Here is a 20,759-nt window from a genome sequence, read left to right on the forward strand (position 1 = left end):
GTCACAGCGGGGCGGACGGCCTTCCCGCGTCTGCGGACGGGGTTCGGCGCCGGCTCGCGCCCGGCCCCTGTGGGCCCGCCTCGCCCGTCGGCGGCAGCCGACGGCGGCAGCCGGGTCCGGCGGAAGCTGCCGCGGGGACTGCCGACCGGTGCCGGGCCGGGTGCCTAGCGTGTGGGTCACGGAGTCCCCTCCGCACCCCACCCCTCGCCTGGAGGCCCCGCGATGCCCTCGACCGCCCCCACCGCCTCCGCCGTCCTGGACGGCGGCCCGGCGATCACCCCGGCGCCCCGCGTGCTCGACCGGATCGACGCCCGGGTCGCCGCCGGTCCCGAGCGGACCGCGCTGGTCGACGGCGAGCGGAGGATGACCTACGGCCAGCTGGCCCTCGCCGTCGCGTTCCGCGCCGAGGAGCTGGCGGCCGAGGGGGCGGGCCCCGGACGGCTGGTGGCCGTGTACCGGCCGCGCGGGATCGACGCGGTCGTGGGGCTGCTGGCCGCCCTGCGGACCGGCGCCGCCTACCTGCCGCTGGACCCGGGCGCGCCGGCCTCACGTACGGCGGCGATCCTCGCCGACTGCGCCGGAACGGACGTACGGCCGGTGGCCGGGGAGTTCGTACTGCCCGGGCCGGGTGTGCCGCAGGACACGGCGTACGTCATCTACACCTCCGGGTCCACCGGCACCCCGAACGGCGTGGCCGTCGGGCAGGACGCGCTCGCCCACTTCACGGCCGGCGCTACCGTCCGCTACGGGATCACGGCCGAGGACCGGGTCCTGCAGTTCGCGCCCCTGCACTTCGACGCGAGCGTCGAGGAGGTCTTCCTGACCCTGGGCGCCGGCGCCGCGCTGGTCCTGCGCGACGAGGAGATGCTGGACGTGCCCGGCCTGCTGGCGGGATGCGCCGCGCACGGGGTGACCGTACTGGACCTGCCCACCGCCTACTGGCACGAGCTGGCGCACGCGCTCTCCGCCGGCGTCGCCGAACTCCCTTACGCGGTGCGCACGGTGGTCATCGGCGGCGAGGCCGCGCTGCCGGAGCGGGTGGCGCAGTGGTGCCGGACCGTGGACCCCGACCGGGTGCGGCTGCTGAACACGTACGGGCCGACCGAGGCCACCGTCGTCGCGACCGTCGCCGACCTGTCCCGGCACCCCGGCGGCCCGGTGCCCATCGGCGAGCCGCTGCCGGGGGTGCGGGCGGCCGTGGTCGACGGCGAACTCTGGCTGCTCGGCGGGGGCCTGGCCCTGGGCTACCTCGGGCGCCCCGAGCTGACCGGGCGGCGCTTCTCGGCACTGGGCCCGGAGCGCGCGTACCGGACCGGCGACGTGGTGTTCGTACGGCCCGACGGGCAGCTCGGCTTCCGGGGGCGCGCCGACGACGAGGTCAAGATCAACGGCCACCGGGTGGACCCCGCCTCGGTGGAGTCCGTGCTCACCGCACACCCCGGGGTCCGCGAGGCGGCCGTGGTGCCCCAGGAGACCCCGGACGGGACGAAGCGGCTGGCCGCCTTCGTGGTCGCCGACGACGGGGTCGGAGCCGATGAGCTGCGGGCCCGGGCCCGGGCCGAACTGCCCGCCGCCGCCGTCCCGTCCACGGTGACGCTGCTGGCCGCGCTGCCCCGCACCTCCTCCGGCAAGATCGACCGCAAGCTGCTGCGCGCCCCCGTTCGGGAGGCCGCCGCCGAGGCGGTCTTCGACGGGACGGTGCTGCCGGCCGAGGACCGCATCCCGCTGTCCTTCGCGCAGCGCCGGCTGTGGTTCCTGGCCGGGCTGGAGGGCCCGTCGACCACCTACAACCTGCCGCTCGTCCTGCGTCTGGACGCGGTCCCGGACCGGGCCGCACTGGCCGCCGCCCTCGCCGACGTCGTGGACCGGCACGAGGTGCTGCGCACCGTGTACCCGGCCGTGGACGCGGAACCGTACCAGCACGTCCTGGAGGCGCCCCCGGTCCCGCTGCCGGTCCGGCAGTGCCTCCCCGCCGAACTCGATTCCCTCGTGGCCGAGTTCACCGCGGGCACCTTCGACCTCTCCGCTCACCTCCCCCTCCGCGCCCGGCTGTTCACGACCGGGGACGGGAGCGCCACCCTCGCGCTGCTGACCCACCACATCGCCACCGACGGCTGGTCGGTGGGCCCGCTGCTGCGCGACCTGGGCGAGGCGTACGAGGCCCGGCTGGCCGGCGGCGCACCCGACTGGGAGCCGCTGCCGGTCCAGTACGCCGACTACACCCTGTGGCAGCACGAGCTCCTGGAACGTCCGGACGCCCCGCTCGACCACTGGCGGGCGGCCCTGGAGGGGATGCCGACCGTACTGGACCTGCCCGCCGACCGGCCGCGGCCCGCCGAGCCGACCGGGCGGGGGGACAGCCTGACCGCCACGCTGGACCCGGACGTGTTCCGCCGGCTCGCCGCCCTCGGCGAGGAGCGCGGGGCCAGCCTGCTGATGGTGCTCCAGCCTGCTCTCGCGCAGGCGCTGGCCGCCGTCGGCGCCGGGACGGACATCGCGATCGGCACCCCGGTCGCGGGGCGCGGGGACGAGGCCCTGGACAGCCTGGTCGGCTTCTTCGTGAACACCCTGGTGCTGCGCACCGACGTGTCCGGAGACGCCCCGTACGCGGAGCTGGTGGACCGGGCCCGGGACGCCGACCTGGCCGCGTACGCCCACCAGGAACTGCCGTTCGACCTGCTGGTGGAGCACCTGGCCCCGGAACGCGCGCTCGCCGTCAACCCGTTCTTCCAGGTGATGCTGACCGCCCAGGAGCAGGAGGACGGCGGGGCGGTCGCACTCGGCGGCGGGCTCACCGGGCGCTTCGCCGAAACCGGCCTGGAGGCCGCCAAGTTCGACCTGAGCGCCGCGTGCGTGGCCCTGCCCGGAGGCGGGCTGGAGGTGTGGTGGCAGTACGCGGTGGACCTCTTCGACCGGGACACCGCGCAGCTGCTGCTGGACGTGTTCGTACGGGCCCTCGCGCGGGCGGCGGCCAACCCGGACGGGCCGCCCTCCGCGGACCCCCTGCTGAGCGAGGAGGAACGGGCGGGGATCGCGGAGCGCCGGGCCCGCCTCGTCGCGGCCCGCGAGGCCGCGGCGTCGGCGGCCGCGACCGCGCCGCCCGCCCCGCGCTCCCCGGCCGAGGACGTGCTGCGCACCCTGTTCGCCGAGGTGATCGGCATCGACCGGGTGGGGCCGGACGACAACTTCTTCTCGGTCGGCGGCCATTCCATGATGGGCGTACGTCTGGTGAACCGGATTCGGGCCGTGCTCGGCTTGGAGGCTCGGATCCGCGACCTGTTCCTCGCCCCGACTCCGGCCGGGCTGGCCGTCAGGCTGACGCGCGACGGCGCCGCGTCCGGGCGGGCCGCACTGGTCCCGGTCCCGCCGTCGGAGCGGCCGGAGCCGGTTCCGCTGTCGTACGCGCAGCGCAGGCTGTGGTTCGTCGACCAGCTGGAGGGCCCGAGCCGTTCCTACACCATCCCGTTCGCGCTGCGCCTGGACCACCCGCTGGACCCGGCCGTGCTGGCCGAGGCCCTCGGCGACGTCGCGGACCGGCACGAGGTGCTGCGGACCGTGTACCCGGCGGTGGACGGGCAGCCGCACCAGCGGGTGCTGGACGCGGCGCGGCCGGTGCTGGAGCGGGTCACGGCCACCCCGGACCGGCTCGACGCGGCCGTGGACGCGGCGGCCGGGCACGTCTTCGACCTGGCGGCGGAACTGCCCTTCCGGGCGGCGCTGATCGACGTCGCGGACACCACCGGCGCCGGGGACCCGGGCGCTGCGAACCCGGGCGCTGCCGACCCGGGCGCCCCGGCCGGAGCCGGAGACGGCGGGCAGGTGCTGGTGCTGCTCGTGCACCACATCGCCGCCGACGGCTGGTCCACGGGGCCGCTGCTGGCCGACCTGGCGGCCGCCTACGGGGCCCGGCTGGACGGCCGCGCTCCCGGCTGGCGGCCGCTGCCCGTGCAGTACACCGACTACACCCTGTGGGAGCGGGCGGCCCTCGACGGCGAGGCCGCCGCCGGACACATCGCCTTCTGGAAGCGGACGCTGGCCGACGCGCCCCCGGTGCTGTCGCTCACCGCCGCCCGCACCCGGCCCGCGGAGGCCTCGCACCGGGGCGCCGCGACCCCGCTGGACCTGGACGCCGCCACGCACGCCCGGCTGGAGCGCCTGGCCCTGGACCACGGTGCGACCCTGTTCATGGTGGTGCAGGCGGCCCTGGCGGCCACCCTGACCCGGCACGGCGCCGGCACCGACCTGCCGCTGGGCACGGTGATCGCCGGGCGCGACGACGAGGCCCTGGACGACCTGGTCGGCTTCTTCGTGAACACCCTGGCCCTGCGCTGCGACACCTCCGGTGACCCCCGGTTCGACGAACTCCTGCTGCGGGTGCGGGACACCGACCTCGCCGCGTACGCCCACCAGGACCTCCCGTTCGACCTGGTCGTGGAGCAGCTCAACCCGGTCCGCTCCACCGCCCACCACCCGCTGGTCCAGGCCGTGGTCCAGGTCCACCCGGCCGAGCCGCAGACGCCCCCGGGGACGGCCCTGGCGGGAACCCCGCTCGGGTCGGCGTCGGGGTTCACCAAGTTCGACCTGACCGTGTCGCTGCGCGAGTCGCGGACCGCGGACGGGGCCCCGGCCGGGCTGGACGGCGTACTGGAGTACGCGACGGACCTGTACGACGGGGCGACCGCCGCGCAGCTGGCCGCGCACCTGGCGCGCACGCTGCGGGCGGTGGCCGAGGACCCCGGTCAGCGCATCGGGGACATCCGGCTCCTCTCCGCCGAGGAGGAGTTCCGCCTGGTGACCGAGTACAACGACACGGCGACGCCGCGGGCCGGGTGCGGGCTGGTGCACGAGCGGTTCGCCGCGCAGGCCCGTCGCACCCCGGACCGGATCGCCGTGTCGTACGAGGAGGAGACGCTGACCTACGCGGCGCTGGACGGCCGGGCCAACGCCCTCGCCCACCGGCTGCTCGCGGCGGGCGTGGGCCGGGACGGGGCGGTGGGCGTCCTGATGGACCGGACCCCGCAGCTGCTGGTGTCCCTCCTCGCGGTGCTCAAGTGCGGGGCCGCGTACGTGCCGCTGGACCCGCGGCTGCCCGACACCCGGGTCCGCATGATCATGGAGGACGTGTCGGCGAAGGTCCTGCTCACGCAGCGGGAGCACCTCGGCAAGGAGGCGGTGCGCCGGGAGGACGCGGCCGGGGTCCGCGTGCTGGCGGTGGACGCGCCGGAGACGGGAGGGGCGCAGCCCGACCTCTCGGATCCGGGGGTCGCCGTCGGCGAGGACGCCCTGACGTACGTCATGTTCACCTCCGGCTCCACCGGCCGGCCCAAGGGCGTCGGCGTCACCCACCGCAACGTGGTGGAGCTGGTCACGGACCGCTGCTGGAGCCGGACCAACCACCGCAGGATGCTGGTCCACTCGGCGATCGGCTTCGACGCCTCGACGTACGAGCTGTGGGTGCCGCTGCTGAACGGAGGCCGGCTGGTCATCGCCCCGGGGGACGGGACCGACGTCGCCGAGCTCGACCACACCATCCGCACCTACGACGTCAGCGCCGCCTACTTCACCATGGGCCTCTTCCACATCATGGCGGACGAGGGCCTGGACACCCTCAAGCTCCTCGACGAGGTGTGGACCGGCGGTGACGTCGCCTCCCCCAGCGCCCTCCAACGGGTCCTGGACCACTGCCCCGACACGGTCCTGGTGCACTCCTACGGGCCCACCGAGACCACCTTCGCCTCCCACCAGCAGCGCATCCCGGCGGGGCAGCGCACGCTCCCCGGCGTCTACCTGGGCGCGGCCCTGGACAACACCCGGGTCCACGTCCTGGACGCGCGGCTGCGGCCGGTGCCGATCGGGGTGGCCGGCGAGATGTACATCGCCGGGACCCAGGTGGCGCGCGGCTACCTCGGCCGGCCGGGGCTGACCGCCGAGCGGTTCGTCGCCGACCCGTTCGGTGCGGACGGCGGCCGGATGTACCGCACCGGCGACCTGGTGCACTGGACCCCGGACGGCGAGCTGCGCTTCATCGGGCGGGCCGACGGCCAGATCAAGCTGCGCGGCTTCCGGATCGAGCCCGGGGAGATCGAGGAGACCCTGGCCCGGCACCCGGGCGTCGGTCAGGTCGCGGTGGCCGTCTTCGAGGACGGCCCCGGCGGCAAGCGGCTCGTGGCGTACGCCGTACCGCGCGCCGGCCACGGTCTGACCGGCGAGGAGCTGCTGCGCTGGGCGGCGGGCGAACTCCCGGAGCACATGGTGCCGTCGGCGGCGGTGCTGCTCGACACGATCCCGCTGACGGTGAACGGCAAACCGGACCGCAGGGCGCTGCCGGCGCCCGCCGTCGCCGTACGCCCCTGCGGCCGGCCCCCGCGCACGCCGCGCGAGGAGGTCCTGTGCGGGCTGTTCGCCGAGGTGCTGGGCGTTGAAGGGGTCGGCATCGACGACAACTTCTTCGGGCTGGGCGGGCATTCGCTGCTCGGGGTGCGCCTGGTCAGCCGGATGCGGACCGTCCTGGGCCTGGAGCGCGGGGTGCGCGACCTGTTCCGCACCCCGACGGTCGCGGGGCTGCTGGGCGACGAGCCGACCGGCTTCGACCCGATGGGGGTGCTGCTGCCGCTGAGCACCCGCGGATCGCGGCCGCCTCTGTTCTGCGTGCACCCAGGGACGGGCGTGGGCTGGCCGTACGCGGGTCTGGCCCAGCACCTGGGGCCGGACCAGCCGCTGTACGCGATCCAGGCCCGGGCGCTGAGCGAGCTGGGCCACTCCCCCGAGTCGGTCGAGGAGATGGTCGCGGACTACCTGCCGCTGATCCGCGGGGTCCAGCCGCACGGCCCGTACCGCTTCCTGGGCTGGTCCTTCGGCGGCACGGTCGCCCACGCGCTGGCCGTACGGCTGGCGGAGCTGGGGGAACGCACCGACCTGCTGGCCATGATGGACGTGCACCTGCTGCCCACCGAGCCGGTGCGGCGCCGGATGACCCCGGCGCAGAAGCGGGACATGCTCGTCGGCGACGCCGCGGAAGGGCCGGCCGACGCCCCGTTCGACGTGGACGCGCTGATCGGCCTGGTGCGCCTGAAGGACCCGGTGCTCGGAGCCTTCTCGGACGCCGAGATCCGCTCCGTGATCGGCGCCTCCATCAACCACGCCGAAATCATGAACCTGTACGCCCCGCGTCCGGTCGCCACCGACATGCTCTTCCTGGCGGCGCTGGAGGACGGGGAAACGGAGAACACCCTCGCGCAGCACTGGATTCCCTACGTGGAAGGCCGCGTAGAGAATCACCTCATCGGGGTCCCGCACACGAGAATGGGCGAACCCGAACCGCTTTCCCTGATCGGCCGTATTCTTTCCGATAAATTGAGGAGCCTGTCATGACCAATCCTTTCGACGACACCGAGGGCACGTTCCGCGTCGTGGTCAACGCCGAGGGGCAGCACGCCCTGTGGCCCGACTTCGCCGAGGTTCCCGCAGGCTGGGACACGGTCTGGGGTGCGGGAACACGCGCGGACGCCCTCGCGTACGTGGAGCTGAACTGGACGGACATCCGCCCGAAGAGCCTGGTCGCCCAATACGCCTGACCCCCCTGCCCGCACCCGGAAGCCGTGTCCCGCATTGTCGGGGCACGGCTTCCCCGCATTCCCGGCCGGCGCCCGTCCGGCATGTTTTCTCATTCCGCCATCCTGCCGGTCCGACTGCCCCTCACCGGGCACGTGCCTTCCTATATTCTCCGTATGCGAAGAAGGAATGTGAACATCTTGCTGACGGGTACGGCTTCGGATTCCCACACCTGGAATCTCGTCTATCTGCAGCTGCTCCTGGAGGAGCTCGGGCACCCGGTCCGCAATCTGGGTCCCTGTGTCACGGACGAGCTGCTGACCGGAGCCTGCACGGCCGAGGAGCCCGGTCTCGTGGTCATCAGCAGTGTGAACGGGCACGGCTACCGGGACGGCCTCAGCGCCGTGCGCGCGCTGCGCGGATCCGGCTTCGCCCTCCCGGTCGTCATCGGCGGCAAGCTCGGCGTGGCCGGCACGGCCGACCCCGAGCAGCGCCGGCGCCTCCTCGACGCCGGCTGCGACGCCGTCTTCGACGACGGCGACGTCAACGCGCTGCGGACCTTCCTCACCTCGCTCGACGCCGCTGCCGCCGCTCAGGCCGTCGCATGACCGCCGCCACGCTCGCCGCACCGAACGTGGCCCCCCTGCCCGCACCACCGCCCTCCCCGTCCTTCGGCGCGTTCGTCGCCGAGGCCGCCGCCTCCGGGCAGCTCGTCGTACAGCCCCGCATGGGCTTCGGCGACCCGCGCCGGATGCGGGCGGGGCTGGAGCGCACCAAGTCCGCCGTGGCCACCAGCGTCGGCACCCTGACCATCGACAGCTACACCCGGGTCGGAGACCACGCCGCCGCGCGCGCCGCCCTCGCCGAGGGGGTCCCGCTCAACGGCTACCCGATCGCGGCCCACTCCGCCGAACTGACCCGGGGGCTGCTGGCGGGCGTGCTGGACGCCGGGTTCCCCGTCCAGGTGCGGCACGGCTCCTCCCGGCCCGAGGCGATCGTCAGGGCGCTCGCCGCCGCCGGACTGGACGCCACCGAGGGGGGACCGGTCTCGTACTGCCTGCCCTACGGGCGGACCCCGCTCGCCGAGTCCGTGGACAACTGGGCGCGCTGCTGCGAGCTGCTGGCCACGCTGGTGCCCGCGGCGCGCGTCCCGCACCTGGAGAGCTTCGGCGGCTGCATGCTCGGCCAGCTCTGCCCGCCCGGACTGCTGGTGGCGATCAGCCTGCTGGAGGGGATGTTCTTCGTCCGGCACGGCATCCGCAGCGTGTCCCTCAGCTACGCGCAGCAGACCGACCCCGCGCAGGACACGGAAGCCGTACGGGCGCTGCGCCGGCTGGCCGGCGAGTTCCTGCCCCCGGACGTGGACCGCCATGTCGTGCTCTACACGTACATGGGGGTCTTCCCGCACACCGAGCGCGGGGCGACCCGGCTGCTGGAGGCCTCGGCGCGGCTCGCGGTGACGGCCGGGGCGCAGCGGCTGATCGTGAAGACCGCCGCCGAGGCCCACCGGATCCCGACGGTGCTGGAGAACGTACGGGCGCTGGAGACGGCCGCGGCCACCGCGGCGCTGACGACGCCATCGGGGGAACCCGCACAGTCGGCGGACAGCGAGGTGTACCGCGAGGCGCGGGCCTTCGTGGAGGCCGTGCTGGAGCTCGGCGAGGACCTCGGCCGGTCCCTGCGGACCGCGTTCGCCCGGGGCGTGCTGGACGTCCCGTACTGCCTGCACCCGGACAACGCGGGGCGCTCGCGCAGCTTCGTCGACGCGGCCGGGCGGCTGCGCTGGTCGGAGACCGGGGCGATGCCGGTGGCCCCGTACGCGCCCCCGGGCGGACGGGCGCTGGCGCCCGTGCGGTCGATGACCTCGGACGGGCTGCTGGCCGCCCTGGGCCGGGTCGCGCGGCGCTACGACGACGGGGCCGGGGCCGGCGGCGTGCGGAGCCCGGCGTGAACGGCGCCACCGTCGCTCCGACGGGCGCACCCCCGCCGGCCCCTCCGCCGGCCCCACCCCGTCCTGCCCCGCCCCTACCAATACGCAGACGAACAGGAGCCGACATGGACCACTCGACCCCTCCCCCGCTGGCTGCACACCTGCGCTCGCCGCAGCTGCGGTCCGCGATGCTCGTCCAGCAGGAAGTACTCCACGCCGCGCGGGAGTTCCTGCGCGGCGAGGGCTTCGTGGAGCTGCTGCCCCCGCTGGTGGGCCCGGTCACCGACCCGGGCGGACGCGGCGCCAAGGCGCTGGACGTCGACTACTACGGCCAGCCGTACAAGCTGATGACGAGCGCCATCCTCTACAAGCAGGCCTCATTGCAGGGCTTTCCGCGCCTCTTCTACATCGCCCCGAACGTCCGGGTGGAGCCGCCGGAGACCGCGGCCACCGGCCGCCACCTGGTGGAGTTCCACCAGATCGACGTGGAACTGGCGGGCGGCAGCCGCGCCGACGTCCAGGAGCTGGCGGCCGGTCTGCTCACCAGCGTGGTGGACCACGTCTGGACGACCGTTCCCGAGGTGCTGCGCGAACTGGGCCGGGACGAGATGGACTTCGCGGAGCTGCGGTCGGGGAAGTTCGACTCCTGCACGCACGGGGAGGCGGTGGCGCGGCTGATCGGCCAGGGCCATCCGCAGAGCCCGGACGCGGAGATCGACTGGGCGGGCGAGGAGGTCCTCTCGCTGGAGGCCGGCCGCCCGTTCTTCATCAACGACTACCCCAAGGGGTCGCGCGGCTTCTACGACCGCGAGGACCCGGAACGCCCCGGCGTGCTGCGCAACTTCGACCTGATCGCGCACGGCGGCTTCGGCGAGCTGGTCAGCGGCAGCGAACGCGAGTCCGGCTACGCGGCGATCGTGACCCGGATGCGGGAGAGCGGGGAGAACCCGGCCAAGTACGCCTGGTACCTGGAGATGGCCCGCGAGGGCATCGAGCCCAGCGCCGGCTTCGGGATGGGACTGCAGCGCCTCGTCCGGTTCCTGACCGGGCTGGACGCGCTCTGGCGGGTCAGCGCCTACCCGAAGCTGCCGGGGGTGATCGCGCCGTGAGCGGGCTGGGTGCGCCGGGGTTCCCGGAGCGGGCGGTACGGGCCCGGGCCCGGGCGGGGACCGCCGAGGTCTTCCCGGCGGCGGACGCCTACGGGGCGGAGCTGTTCGGGGCGGGCGGCGGGCACGGGCCGGCCGGGGGCGCGGACGCGCCCGACGCGCTGGACGCGCTGCGGATCGCGCCGCCGGTCTTCATGCCGCGGCGGCTCGAGAAGCTGATCGACCTGGGCCGCGAGCCCTCGTACGAGGACGTGGACCTGCACACCTCGGTCGGCGGCTTCGCCGCCCGGCTCCCGCTGTACCTCTCGGCGTTCGGGTCCACCCGGGCCGGCAGCGGGGACCTCGGGGTGGCGGCCGGCCGGCAGGCGGCCCGGCTCGGCATCCCGATGGTGATCGGCGAGAACATGGTGCCGGTGCACGGGTACGCCCGGGGCGGCGCGGACGGGGCCTCCCGCTCGGCGCTGCTGGAGCGCGTGGCGGCGTACGCGGAGGCCGTCCCGGACGGGACCGGCGGGGTCGTGGTCCAGCAGTCCACCGAGGACGCCGACTCCGAGGTGTGGAACCTGCTCTACAGCGACCCGGGGACCCGCGCCCTGCGGGACTCGGGACGGCTCGGCTTCGAACTGAAGGTGGGCCAGGGCGCCAAGCCCGGGCTCGGCGGGATGACGGTGGTGGGCGCGGCCGAAGCGGGCCGGCTGGCCGGTCAGTTCGCCGTACGGGACCTGCTGGGCGGCGGGGCGGCGCGGCAGTTGCGCTGCGCGACGCCGGGCACCTTCACCGATGAGATCGTCCGCCAGCAGCTGCGGTTCATGCGGAACAACTTCCCGCTGGCCCGCACCTGGGTGAAGTTCCACCCGGGCCGGGACATCGCGCGGGCCGCCGCGACGGCGTGGGCGGCGGGCGCCGACGCGGTCACGGTCGACGGCGCCGAGGGCGGCACCGGCTGGGCGCCTCGGGTGTTCCTGGACCAGGTCGGGCTGCCGCTCGGGGAGTGCCTGCGCCGGATCGGCCGGCCGGCCGGGGACCTCCTCGCCACCGGGCGGATCTGGGAGGGCGGCCGCGCGGTACGGGCGCTCGCGCTCGGCGCGACGGCGGTGGGCCTGGGCCGGGCGGCGCTGCTGGCGGTGGACGAGGACGGCGAGGCGGGCCTGGTCCGCCTGGCGGAGGCCTTGGCACTGGAACTGCGGCTGCTGGTCAGCGCGGTCGGGAAGTACCGCGTCGCCGACCTGGACCCCGCGGACCTGTGGTCCCCGGACGCCCCGGTCCACGCGGCGCCCCCGTCGATCCCCCTCGGAAACCCGGCGTGAACGCCCCCCGCCCCGCGGCGGCACCCGCCGCGAACCCCGCACGCCCCACCCCGGCACCCGAACCCGCAACAAGGCCCGCCCCGACACCCGTCTCAACCTCCCTCACGGAACCCGCCACAGGACAGCCCGCCCCGGCACCCGGCACGAGGCCCGCTCCAAGACCCGCCCGGGGCGGCGGTCACTGGCGCGCACCGCAGCCCGGCCAAGAAGCCACGTCAGCTCCCCATCCGACCCTCGCCGCCGGACGGTCCGGCCCGGGGCCCGGGACGAGGCCCGGCCCGGCACCCGCCCAAGGCGGCCACGGCCCCGCCCGGCAGCCCGCCCCGGCACCCGGCTCGGGCACTCTCCCGGAGCCCGCCGAGGGGCAGTACGGCCCCGGGGCGGGCGGGCGGGGCATGGGCGGGGCGGCCCCGTCGGCCGCCCCGCGCGGTACGGGACGGCGGGCCGGGCGGCGCGGGCCCGGCGGGCGCCGGCGGCACGCCGCCTGCGTGCGCGGGCGGTTCCGGCTCTCGGAGGTCCCGGGGGTCACCGTGGGCCCCGTGCCCGGAACCGGCTCCACCGCCGTGGCGGCCACGGCCGCGTACCGCGCCCTCGGCTCGGCCGGCCTCGGCCATCTCGGCGGCCGCCTGGAACTGCGTACCACCGGCGCCACCCCCCGGAGCTCCGACCTGGCGCGCGCCGCCCGCCGGGCCGTCGCCGCCGCCCTGGCCGGCCCCCACCACGTCTGACCCGACTCCCACCTCCCTCACCCCTCCGTCCCTCACCCCTCGCAGAGAACAGGTGCACCATGGACACCCCCGCACAGCAGGCCGAGCAGCCGCAGGCCCCGAAGCCTCAGGCCCCGCCGCCGGCATCGGCGCCGGTCCAGTGGGGCCGGGTCGGCTCCCTCGTCGGCGGCCAGGCCGCCGTCCAGCTCGGCAGCTTCGCCCTGCTCATCGCCATGAACTGGACCGCCGTCGAAATCGGCGGCACCCGCGCGGTCACCCTGCTGATGCTCGCGGCGACCGTGCCCCGCGCCCTCATGCTGATCTTCGGCGGGGCGGTGGCCGACACCCTCGGCCCGCGCTTCGTCCTCCTGCGGACCACGGCCGCCCGCGTCGTCCTGCTCGCCGTCGGAGCCGTCGTCACCGCCACCTCGCACGAGCTGTGGCCGCTGGTGGTGATCGCCCTGATCGAGGGGGTGCTCCTCGGACTGGCCGGCCCGGCCTCGGGCGTCCTGCTGCCGATGTTCGCCCGTGGCGACCAACTGGCCCGCGCGAACTCCCTCTACGCCATGGTCCTGCGCGTCGCGCCCATCCTCGGCGCCCCCGCCGGCGCCTTCCTGATCACCGTCGGCGAACTGTGGCTGGCCATGGTCGCCGGCGCCGTCACCGGCGCGATCTGGCTCGGCTGCCTGCTGCACGTCACCCACGGGTTCGTCCGCCCGAAGCCGGAGCCCGGCGTCTCCCTGGTCAAGCGGTCGGGCGACGGATTCCGGCTGCTGGCCCGCAACCCCCGCCTGCGCTGGATGTTCATCGCCGCCCTCTGCCTGGACCTGGCCTTCAGCTGGCCCGCCGAGGTGGCGCTGCCCCTGCTGGTCTCCGAGCGCGGCTGGGGCGTCGGCGCCGTCGGCGTGGTGCTGGCCGCGTTCAGCGTGGGCGCCCTCGGCTCCAGCGCGGTCGGCGCCGCGATGGCCCACCGCATCCCGATGTTCGTCCGCCTCGTCGTCACCGGGGTCGGCCTCGCCGCCGGGATCCTGGTGATGGCCCTGATGCCGTCCGTGGTCTCCCTGACCACCGTCGCCGCCGGAGTCGGCCTGCTGTCCGGGCTCAACGGGCCCGCCATCGTGACCCTTTACCAGCAGTCCGCCCCCGAGGACCGGATGGGCGCGGCCATGTCCACCCTCTCCCTGGCCGGCATCGGCACCGCCCCCATCTCCATCGCCGTCTTCAGCTCGCTCTCCCTGGTCCTGGGCGTCCAGACCACCTGGCTGCTGTGCGGTGTGATCGCCTTCGTCTCGCCGCTGGCCGCGGTCATCGCCCTGCGCCACCCCGCGCGGGCCGAGGAGCCGGTGCCGGTGGAGCTCCCCGTCCCCGCGGCCGTCTGAGGAGGATCCGATGACACTGGTCACACGGCAACTCCTGCCACCGGAGAGGCTGTCGGACCCGGGACCGGCCCGGGCCGTCCTGGTGGCCGCGAGCCCGCAGCTGTGGCTCGTGGACACCACCGACTACCGGGCGCACGCCGCCCGGCACGCCCCGGGCACGCTGGACGCGCAGGAACTGGCCCGCGCCGCCGAGTTCGTGCGGGCGGCCGACCGCGACTCGTACGTCTGCGCGCACGTCGCGCTGCGCCGGCTGCTCGGCGCGTACCTGGGTCTCGCCCCGCGCGAGGTCACCGTCGAACGGGCCCCGTGCGCCCATTGCGACGAACCGCACGGACGGCCCGTACTCCCGGGCGGCGCCCTGCACTTCTCACTCTCGCACTGCGCCGGCATCAGCCTGCTGGCGTTCGCGGCCGCGCCGGTCGGGGTGGACGTGGAGGAGCTGGTGGCGCCGCGCACGATCCCGGAGCTGTCGGACGTACTGCACCCACGGGAGGCCGCCGAGCTGGCGGTCCTCTCCGCCGGGGAGCGCTCGCCCGCCTTCACCCGCGTGTGGACCCGCAAGGAGGCCTACCTCAAGGGCCTGGGGGTCGGCCTGTCGGAGAACCCGGCCGCGGACTACGTCGGCTCGGGACCCGCCCCGGCCCCCCTGCCGGGCTGGACTCTGACGGACGTCCTGGTCCCGGAGGGCCACTGCGCGGCCGTCGCCCTGCGGACCGCGCGGGACCGCGGGCCGGGAGGCGGGCCGGATTGATGCGGGAGCGGTGCAGTCGTGTGAGGCGCGACCCGGTGAGGCGCACGTCATCCGGAACGCAGGCGGGGCGCTGACGCGCGGCGACCGCTCCAGTCCGGCCGGGGACCCCGGTCGGGTCAGAAGCCCGCGATCCGGGCCGCGAAGAACCCCGCGACGAGGGCGGCGCCGATCACGATGAGCGCCAGCAGGAACCGGGGGTGCTCCCACAGGCCCCCGTCGGGCCGCTCCTGGTGGGCCTCGGCGGTGGAGCCTTCGGCAGGGGGCGTCTCTCCCGGCGGGAGCAGGTGTGCGCTCATGGTGCCCTCTAATCCCCCCGGGTCCGGTGCCGCTGCTCTCCAGTGGCCGCTGCTTCTCCAGTATGGGAGCCTTCCGAGGCGCGGGCGGTGCGCAACGTTCGTGCAGCGCTTCGGTTCGCGCGGGCCCCGTACGCGACTGCCGCACGCGGCGTACGGGCCGTGCGGGGCAGGTCCCGCCCGCCGGATCCGGCCGGTGGGCCCGCGCAGGCATGCCGTCGCCGGGATGGGGCAGAAGCCGATCGCGAGATGGGAGAAAAAACATGATCGCACTCGGAATCGTCCTGTTGATCATCGGCTGGCTCCTCGGCATCTCCATCCTCTGGACCCTCGGGATCATCCTGGTGGTCATCGGTGCCATCCTGTGGATCATGGGGTCCGTCGGTCACGCGGTCGGCGGGAGGCGTCACTATTGGTAGCCGTCCGGTCTCACGCGAATGCCTCCCGGCCCCGAGCCGGGAGGCATTCGCGTTCCGCCGCCCGGGCCATGCCCGCGTAGACCGAGGCGAAGGCCGACGCGGCGGCCTCGATCGAGTAGTCGCCGCGGACGGTCTCGGCGGCCCGTGCCGTCATCGCGGCGACGTCGCCGTCCGGCAGCGCGAGCAGCCGTTCCACCCCCTGTGCCAGCCGCACGGCCGAGGACGTGTCCAGGAGCAGGCCGTTGACCGTGTCCCGTAGGTAGTGCGGGACGCCCCCGCGGCCCGTCGCGGCGACGGGCAGACCCGCGTCCATGGCCTCCAGGACCGCGATGCCGAACTCCTCCTTGGCACTGGGGCAGACGTAGTGGGCCCGGCCGGTGGTGGCGGAGCGGGCCAGGGCCCGTTCCAGGCAGCGCACCTCCGAGTTGGGCAGGGCGGGGACCAGGGCGAGGCGTGCGGCGGCCTCGGGGTGGGCCGCGCACAGGCCCGCGATGGCGGTACGCACCTCGCGTTCCGCCGCGTCCGCCGCATGCGCGCTGGCCGATCCGCCGACGACAACCAGCGTGGAGCGCCGGTGCAGCCCGGACTCGATCCAGGCCCGGACCAGCACGTGCTGCTGCTTGAGCGGGTGCAGCCGGCCTACGGTCAGCAGGAGCGGCAGGCCCCGGGCCGCCGGATCCAGCGCCGACGGCCGGTCGCCCGCACCGAACAGCAGCTCCAGCAGCCGTTCGCCGCGCGGGTGCTCGTCGGGGAGGGGCCGGTGGGCGGTGATGCCCTCCGGGGGCGCGGCGGGACCCATGCCGCCCCGTACGCCCGCGAGTTGCGGAAAGTGGCGGACCAGCTCGGCCGTGCCGCCGGGGCCGGGAATCCCGACGACCTCGTCGGCCCGCTCGACCAGCCGGTCTGCGGCGAAGACGCGGTGCAGGTCCTGGCGCAGCTCCTCCCGGTCGGCCGCCGTACGGACCCGGTCGCCCGCGTGCCGCTCGCTCATGCGGCGGTGCGGGTCCGGTGTGGCCGTGAAGACCACGCGGGCACCCAGCCGCCGGGCCGCTTCCGCGACGGCGAGGGAGCCGTCGTCGGCGTACCGGACGTGCACCAGGTCGGGCCGGCGGGCCAGTTCGCCGAGGAGCCGCCCCGTCCACCACGTGACCGTGCCCGCGGTGTCGGCGCCCGCCGCACCGGCGCCCGTGTCGGCATCGGTATCGGCGTAGGTGTCGGCGGGCAGGCCCAGGGTCCAGTGCCCGGGGCCGCGCGGCCGCAGGAGCCCCGTGTCCCGCTCCCGGGTCGGGGCCGGGCCGCCACCACCGGTCACGAGGGTGATGACCCCGTCGACGGGGGCGGTGCACGCGAGCGCGTCGCCCAGGCTCCCGAGGAGCACCCCGAGACCGCCACTGGCCCCCTCGCCGGGGCTGTCCATGGCGCCGAGGAGCATGGACTGCACGACCAGGAGTCCCCCGCCCTCGGGGATCCGCGGAGGGTCGAGCAGCCGCGCACCCGACACGGCGGCGAGCAGGAGCCGTTCGTACGGGTCGGCGGCCGTCTCCGGCGCGGGCAGCAGGCCGCGGTCCTGCGGGTGTCTCGCGAGGTGTCGCCACAGGGCGTGCCGGGCGGGACGGGCCGCGAAGACCTCCCGTTCCCGCAGCCGCGCCCAGCGGACGACTTCCAGGGGCCTCAGCAGGCCCGCCGTGGCCAGGTCGAGGAGGAACGCCGCCGTACGGGGGTCCGTACAGCGCGGCAGCTCGTCGCCCAGGGCGCGCCGGGCGCGATCGGCCCCGTAGCGGCGCAGGGAGCCCGGCCACGCTTCGGTGACCGTGCCGCGCGTGCGCTGGTCCCCGCAGCGGGCGGCGGCCACGAGTTCCTCCGGCGGCGTGGCCGGGCCGAGGCGCAGGGACCGCCGCATCCGGGCGATCCGGTGGTCGACGGGATCGGAGAGGGCGCCGGCCTGCCCGGAGGGGAGGTACTCGGCCCGCAGGTAGGGAGCCAGCGCCCCGGCCGGGAGCGGGAGCCCCGGGGGCGCGCCGGGCGTCCAGAACGCGTGGCGGACCGCGACGAACGGATCCGGCCGGTCGTGCGGGGCGGCTGAGTCCACGGGGCCCTGCTCTCTCGCTCGGGTGGGAGGTCACCCGTGCTTCCGCCGGTCCGACCGCTTCGGATGCGGACGGCCCTCACGCGGCGCGCGTGCCGACGCACCGGGGCCCGGCCCGCCGCGCGCCGCGCCCCCAGGCCTGGCGGCGGCGGGCGGCGCGCACCCACGGGCCCGGTGCGGCCGGGGGTCCAGCGCGGCCGGGGTCCAGCGCGGTGGACCGGGCGCACGGCGCGGTGGACCGGGCGTCCGGCACACACCGGCATCCCCCGGGGCCGGGCGCGGGGCCCGCCGGGGCCCTTTTCGCCGGGTGCTGCCTCCATAGCGGGCCGGACGGCGGAAGAGCAGCCGAAGTGCCGAGTGCCGGATACCGCGTACCAGTGCCGAGGGCCTCGAGCCCGGAGCCGACCTACGGAAGTGAGCCCCGCATGCGCCGCGTCCACGTGATCGCACCCCCCTTCCGGTCCCACGCACAGCCGCTGTCCGTGCTGGCCGGCGAGCTGCGGGGGCCGAGGTGCGCTTCGCCTGCGCCGAGGCCTTCGCTCCCCTGGCCGGGGCCGCGGGCGTGGACTTCACACCGCTGACGGTCACCCGCAACGCGAACACCGGCATCGCCCGGCGCACGGCGCAGGGCCGGGAGGAGGCGGCGCGCCTGGAGGAGTTCCTCGACGCCACCCGCGCGGGCGCCGTCCCCGCGCTGCTCGCCCAGGCCCGTCACCGCCGGGCCGACATGCTCGCGGAGCCCGAACGCGTCCTGGCGGAACTGCGCGCGCTGCACTCCCGCTGGCCCGCCGACTGGTACGTGGTGGACCAGCTGAGCTATGCGGTGACGCTCGCGCTGCACTGCCTGGGCCTGCCGTACGCGACGTTCTGCCCGGGGCACCCGAGCTACCTCACGCACTCCGCGGGCGCCCTGTTCGGGGTGCCGTACGCCTGGCCGCGGGCCGTGCGGCCCCCGGCGGCGGACCTCCTCGCGCTGCGCCGGGAGGCGCGGGCCAACGACGTCGCCTTCACCGCGCTGTTCGCCGCGTTCGCCGCGCGCCACACCCCGCACCGGCCCGCGCCGGGCCGGGCGTTCTCCCTGAGCTCCCCGCACGCCGTGGTCCTGAACTATCCGCGGCTGGACTGGCTGCCCGGGCCGCAGCAGGACCCCCGGTACGTCTTCAGCGGGCACTGCACGCGCGCCGAACCGGCCGGCCCGGGCCCGTTCTGGGAGACCGAGCTGCGCCGGCTGCGGCGGGCGGGCCGCCGCGTGGTGCTGGTGGCGCTCGGCACCTTCCTCTCGGCCCGGGAGGACGTCCTGGAGACGGTGTGCCGGGGCATCCTCGCCGCCCGGCCGGACGTGTCGGTCATCCTGGCCGCGGGCGACCGGGCCGGCGTACTCGCGCACCTGGCGGGGCCCCGTACGGCGATCGCGGCGACCGTCCCCCAGCAGGCCCTGCTGTCGCGGGTGGACGCCATGGTCCACCACGGCGGCAACAACTCGTTCACGGAGTGCCTGGCCGCCGGGGTGCCGGCTCTCGTACTGCCGTTCTCCAGCGATCAGTTCGCCATCGCCCACGACGCCGAGCGGGCGGGCGCCGGCCTGTGCCTGGACCCGCACGGGCTGCGCGCCGACGACGTGGGCAAGGCGGTGTCGGCACTGCTGGACGCCCCGGGGCACGGGCTGGCGGGCCTGAGCCGTCAGGTCCGCTCCCTGGGCCCGGCCCGCGCCGCCCGGCGGCTGGTGGCGCTGATGGCCTGAACGGGACGTACCAGCGGGCCGGACGGGGCAGCCGGCCGGACGGGGCAGCCTGCGGCCGCAGCTCCGTGCGGCACGGTCAGCGGGCCGCGCCGCGCGCGGGGCGGGACGTCAGCGGGCCGGCCCGTCGAGGTCCGCCAGGACCTCGCGGGCCGCTCGGGCCCCCGAGGCCAGCGCGCCCTGCACCGAGCCGGTGGCCCGGTGGTCCCCGCACACGTACCGGTGCGCGCCGAGCCGGGCGGGGCGGGAGAGCGGCCACGGGCCGGTCATCGCCGGCAGCGCCTCCTCGACGGTGCGCACGGCCACCTCCTCCCAGGACGCGGTGTCCGTCCCGTACACCTCCGCGAGCGTCCCGAGCAGCGCCGTCCCGGTGCCGGGCGAGCCGGTTCCGAGCACGGAGGTGGCCACCAGGGACGTCCCGGGGGGCGCGTAGCCGGGAGACACCTCGCTCAGGACGCAGGTGTTCAGGAACCGGCGCGCCACGTCCGTGACCAGGTCGGGCCCGTACCCGCGCAGGCCCGGGGCGGCGTGGTACCAGGTCGTCACGGTCCGGTAGGGGGGCGGCTCGACACCGTCCAGCAGGCGCCGGGCCACACCCGGCCCGGTGGCCACGACCACGGCGGCGGCGGCCAGTTCGCCGTGCTCCGCGGTGAGCACGCCGTCGTCGGTGAGCGCGGTGACGGCGTTCTCCAGGCGGACCGTGCCCGGGGGCAGGCCGTCGGCCAGCTGCGCGGGCACCGCCCCGATGCCGGCGGCGGGCAGGCAGAGGGTCCCGCGCAGCATGCTGCGCCAAACGAGGTGGAAGACCCGGCCCGACGTCTCCAGTTCGTCCTCCAGGAACACGCCGGACAGGAACGGCCGGAAGAACTCCTCCACGAACGCGTCCGAGAACCCGGCCCCGCGCAGCACTTCGAGGGTCGTACGCTCCCGGCCGTCCCTGCGGAGCAGCGCCGCCGGGGTGCACACGTCGCGCGCGGACAGCGCGCCGAGGGCGGCCAGGTCCCGGGGGGACACGCCGCTAGCGAGCAACCGGCGTGCCTCGCGCGGTCGCCGGCTCGGGTCGACGAGCCGCCGCAGCCGCCCCCCGCCCGTATGGGTCACCACCCCCGGGGTGAACGGCGAGAGCCTCAGGGCCCGCAGGTCCATCCGGGCCTTGACCTGCGGGTAGGACGTGTTGAAAACCTGGAACCCGCGGTCGATGACGAAGCCCCGCACCCGGTCGCTGCGGACCCGGCCGCCGACGGCGTCACCGGCCTCCAGTACCTGTACCGGCAGCCCGGCCGCCGCGAGGTCGCGGGCGCAGGCCAGCCCCGCCAGGCCCGCTCCGACGACCAGTACGTTCCGACTCGTCCGACGCGTGTGCACGGTGTCCTCCGCTCTCCGTCCGTCCCCGTCCTCCTGGGTACCGGATACGCGGTTCATTCCGCCGCCGACGCCCCGGAGGATGCACTCCGGGTCACTCCGGGACCGCTCCGGGAACCGTTCGCGGGTT

The 20,759-nt window shown here is 75.8% G+C and carries 14 protein-coding genes; 11 read left to right on the top strand and 3 right to left on the bottom strand.

Annotated features, from left to right (window positions below):
* Positions 1 to 222 precede the first annotated feature (222 nt).
* The 9 genes from ACFWTC_RS30140 (at position 223) to ACFWTC_RS30180 (ending at position 14,731) form a co-directional block, all read left to right on the top strand.
* Complete coding sequence (locus tag ACFWTC_RS30140; RefSeq protein WP_384029298.1) at positions 223 to 7,371, top strand: amino acid adenylation domain-containing protein; 7,149 nt, start codon at positions 223 to 225, stop codon at positions 7,369 to 7,371.
* Positions 7,368 to 7,574 (top strand): MbtH family protein, encoded by a 207-nt coding sequence (locus ACFWTC_RS30145; protein WP_383930978.1) that lies wholly within the window; start codon positions 7,368 to 7,370, stop codon positions 7,572 to 7,574. Before ACFWTC_RS30140 ends, ACFWTC_RS30145 begins: the two co-directional genes overlap by 4 nt.
* Positions 7,575 to 7,727: 153 nt before the next feature.
* Positions 7,728 to 8,159, top strand: coding sequence for a cobalamin B12-binding domain-containing protein (locus tag ACFWTC_RS30150; protein WP_383930981.1), 432 nt, complete (start codon positions 7,728 to 7,730; stop codon positions 8,157 to 8,159).
* Positions 8,156 to 9,502 carry a methylaspartate mutase gene (locus ACFWTC_RS30155; RefSeq protein WP_384029294.1) on the top strand — a complete coding sequence of 449 codons (1,347 nt, stop codon included), beginning with the start codon at positions 8,156 to 8,158 and terminating at the stop codon, positions 9,500 to 9,502. The genes ACFWTC_RS30150 and ACFWTC_RS30155 overlap by 4 nt, the downstream gene beginning before the upstream one ends.
* Before the next feature lie 104 nt (positions 9,503 to 9,606).
* Complete coding sequence (locus ACFWTC_RS30160) at positions 9,607 to 10,590, top strand: asparagine synthetase A (protein WP_383930987.1); 984 nt, start codon at positions 9,607 to 9,609, stop codon at positions 10,588 to 10,590.
* A complete protein-coding gene (locus ACFWTC_RS30165; protein WP_384029292.1) occupies positions 10,587 to 11,894 on the top strand; it encodes a glutamate synthase-related protein in 1,308 nt (435 codons plus the stop codon). Before ACFWTC_RS30160 ends, ACFWTC_RS30165 begins: the two co-directional genes overlap by 4 nt.
* A gap of 539 nt (positions 11,895 to 12,433) precedes the next feature.
* Positions 12,434 to 12,622, top strand: coding sequence for a hypothetical protein (locus ACFWTC_RS30170; protein WP_384029290.1), 189 nt, complete (start codon positions 12,434 to 12,436; stop codon positions 12,620 to 12,622).
* A 59-nt stretch (positions 12,623 to 12,681) separates the two neighbouring features.
* On the top strand, positions 12,682 to 13,980 hold the full coding sequence (locus ACFWTC_RS30175) for an MFS transporter (protein WP_384029288.1): 1,299 nt from the start codon (positions 12,682 to 12,684) through the stop codon (positions 13,978 to 13,980).
* A gap of 10 nt (positions 13,981 to 13,990) precedes the next feature.
* The gene (locus ACFWTC_RS30180; RefSeq protein ID WP_384029286.1) at positions 13,991 to 14,731 is read left to right on the top strand and encodes a 4'-phosphopantetheinyl transferase family protein; all 741 of its coding nucleotides are present in this window, start codon (positions 13,991 to 13,993) and stop codon (positions 14,729 to 14,731) included.
* A gap of 116 nt (positions 14,732 to 14,847) precedes the next feature.
* On the opposite strand, the gene ACFWTC_RS30185 is transcribed toward ACFWTC_RS30180, so the two are convergent.
* Complete coding sequence (locus tag ACFWTC_RS30185; RefSeq protein ID WP_384029284.1) at positions 14,848 to 15,297, bottom strand: DUF6480 family protein; 450 nt, start codon at positions 15,295 to 15,297, stop codon at positions 14,848 to 14,850.
* Between ACFWTC_RS30185 and ACFWTC_RS30190 the strand changes: the two genes are divergently transcribed.
* Complete coding sequence (locus tag ACFWTC_RS30190) at positions 15,288 to 15,443, top strand: DUF6131 family protein (protein ID WP_383932147.1); 156 nt, start codon at positions 15,288 to 15,290, stop codon at positions 15,441 to 15,443. The two genes, ACFWTC_RS30185 and ACFWTC_RS30190, sit on opposite strands and share 10 nt — an antisense overlap.
* 10 nt (positions 15,444 to 15,453) lie before the next feature.
* Here the strand turns inward: ACFWTC_RS30190 and ACFWTC_RS30195 are convergent, their stop codons facing one another.
* Positions 15,454 to 17,532 carry a glycosyltransferase gene (locus ACFWTC_RS30195; protein WP_384029282.1) on the bottom strand — a complete coding sequence of 693 codons (2,079 nt, stop codon included), beginning with the start codon at positions 17,530 to 17,532 and terminating at the stop codon, positions 15,454 to 15,456.
* A 508-nt stretch (positions 17,533 to 18,040) separates the two neighbouring features.
* Between ACFWTC_RS30195 and ACFWTC_RS30200 the strand changes: the two genes are divergently transcribed.
* A complete protein-coding gene (locus ACFWTC_RS30200; RefSeq protein ID WP_384029280.1) occupies positions 18,041 to 19,270 on the top strand; it encodes a glycosyltransferase in 1,230 nt (409 codons plus the stop codon).
* Positions 19,271 to 19,378: 108 nt separating this feature from the next.
* On the opposite strand, the gene ACFWTC_RS30205 is transcribed toward ACFWTC_RS30200, so the two are convergent.
* Positions 19,379 to 20,632, bottom strand: a complete 1,254-nt coding sequence (locus tag ACFWTC_RS30205) for an NAD(P)/FAD-dependent oxidoreductase (protein ID WP_384029278.1) — start codon at positions 20,630 to 20,632, stop codon at positions 19,379 to 19,381.
* Positions 20,633 to 20,759: the final 127 nt, after the last annotated feature.

The sequence above is a fragment of the Streptomyces sp. NPDC058619 genome, assembly GCF_042717785.1.
GTDB lineage: Bacteria > Actinomycetota > Actinomycetes > Streptomycetales > Streptomycetaceae > Streptomyces.

Bases quoted from the DNA above. Each gene is read 5' to 3' on its own strand.
- ACFWTC_RS30190 (WP_383932147.1), top strand. From the start codon at position 15,288: ATGATCGCACTCGGAATCGTCCTGTTGATCATCGGCTGGCTCCTCGGC.
- ACFWTC_RS30180 (WP_384029286.1), top strand. From the start codon at position 13,991: ATGACACTGGTCACACGGCAACTCCTGCCACCGGAGAGGCTGTCGGAC.
- ACFWTC_RS30155 (WP_384029294.1), top strand. From the start codon at position 8,156: ATGACCGCCGCCACGCTCGCCGCACCGAACGTGGCCCCCCTGCCCGCA.
- ACFWTC_RS30175 (WP_384029288.1), top strand. From the start codon at position 12,682: ATGGACACCCCCGCACAGCAGGCCGAGCAGCCGCAGGCCCCGAAGCCT.
- ACFWTC_RS30150 (WP_383930981.1), top strand. From the start codon at position 7,728: ATGCGAAGAAGGAATGTGAACATCTTGCTGACGGGTACGGCTTCGGAT.
- ACFWTC_RS30160 (WP_383930987.1), top strand. From the start codon at position 9,607: ATGGACCACTCGACCCCTCCCCCGCTGGCTGCACACCTGCGCTCGCCG.
- ACFWTC_RS30145 (WP_383930978.1), top strand. From the start codon at position 7,368: ATGACCAATCCTTTCGACGACACCGAGGGCACGTTCCGCGTCGTGGTC.
- ACFWTC_RS30140 (WP_384029298.1), top strand. From the start codon at position 223: ATGCCCTCGACCGCCCCCACCGCCTCCGCCGTCCTGGACGGCGGCCCG.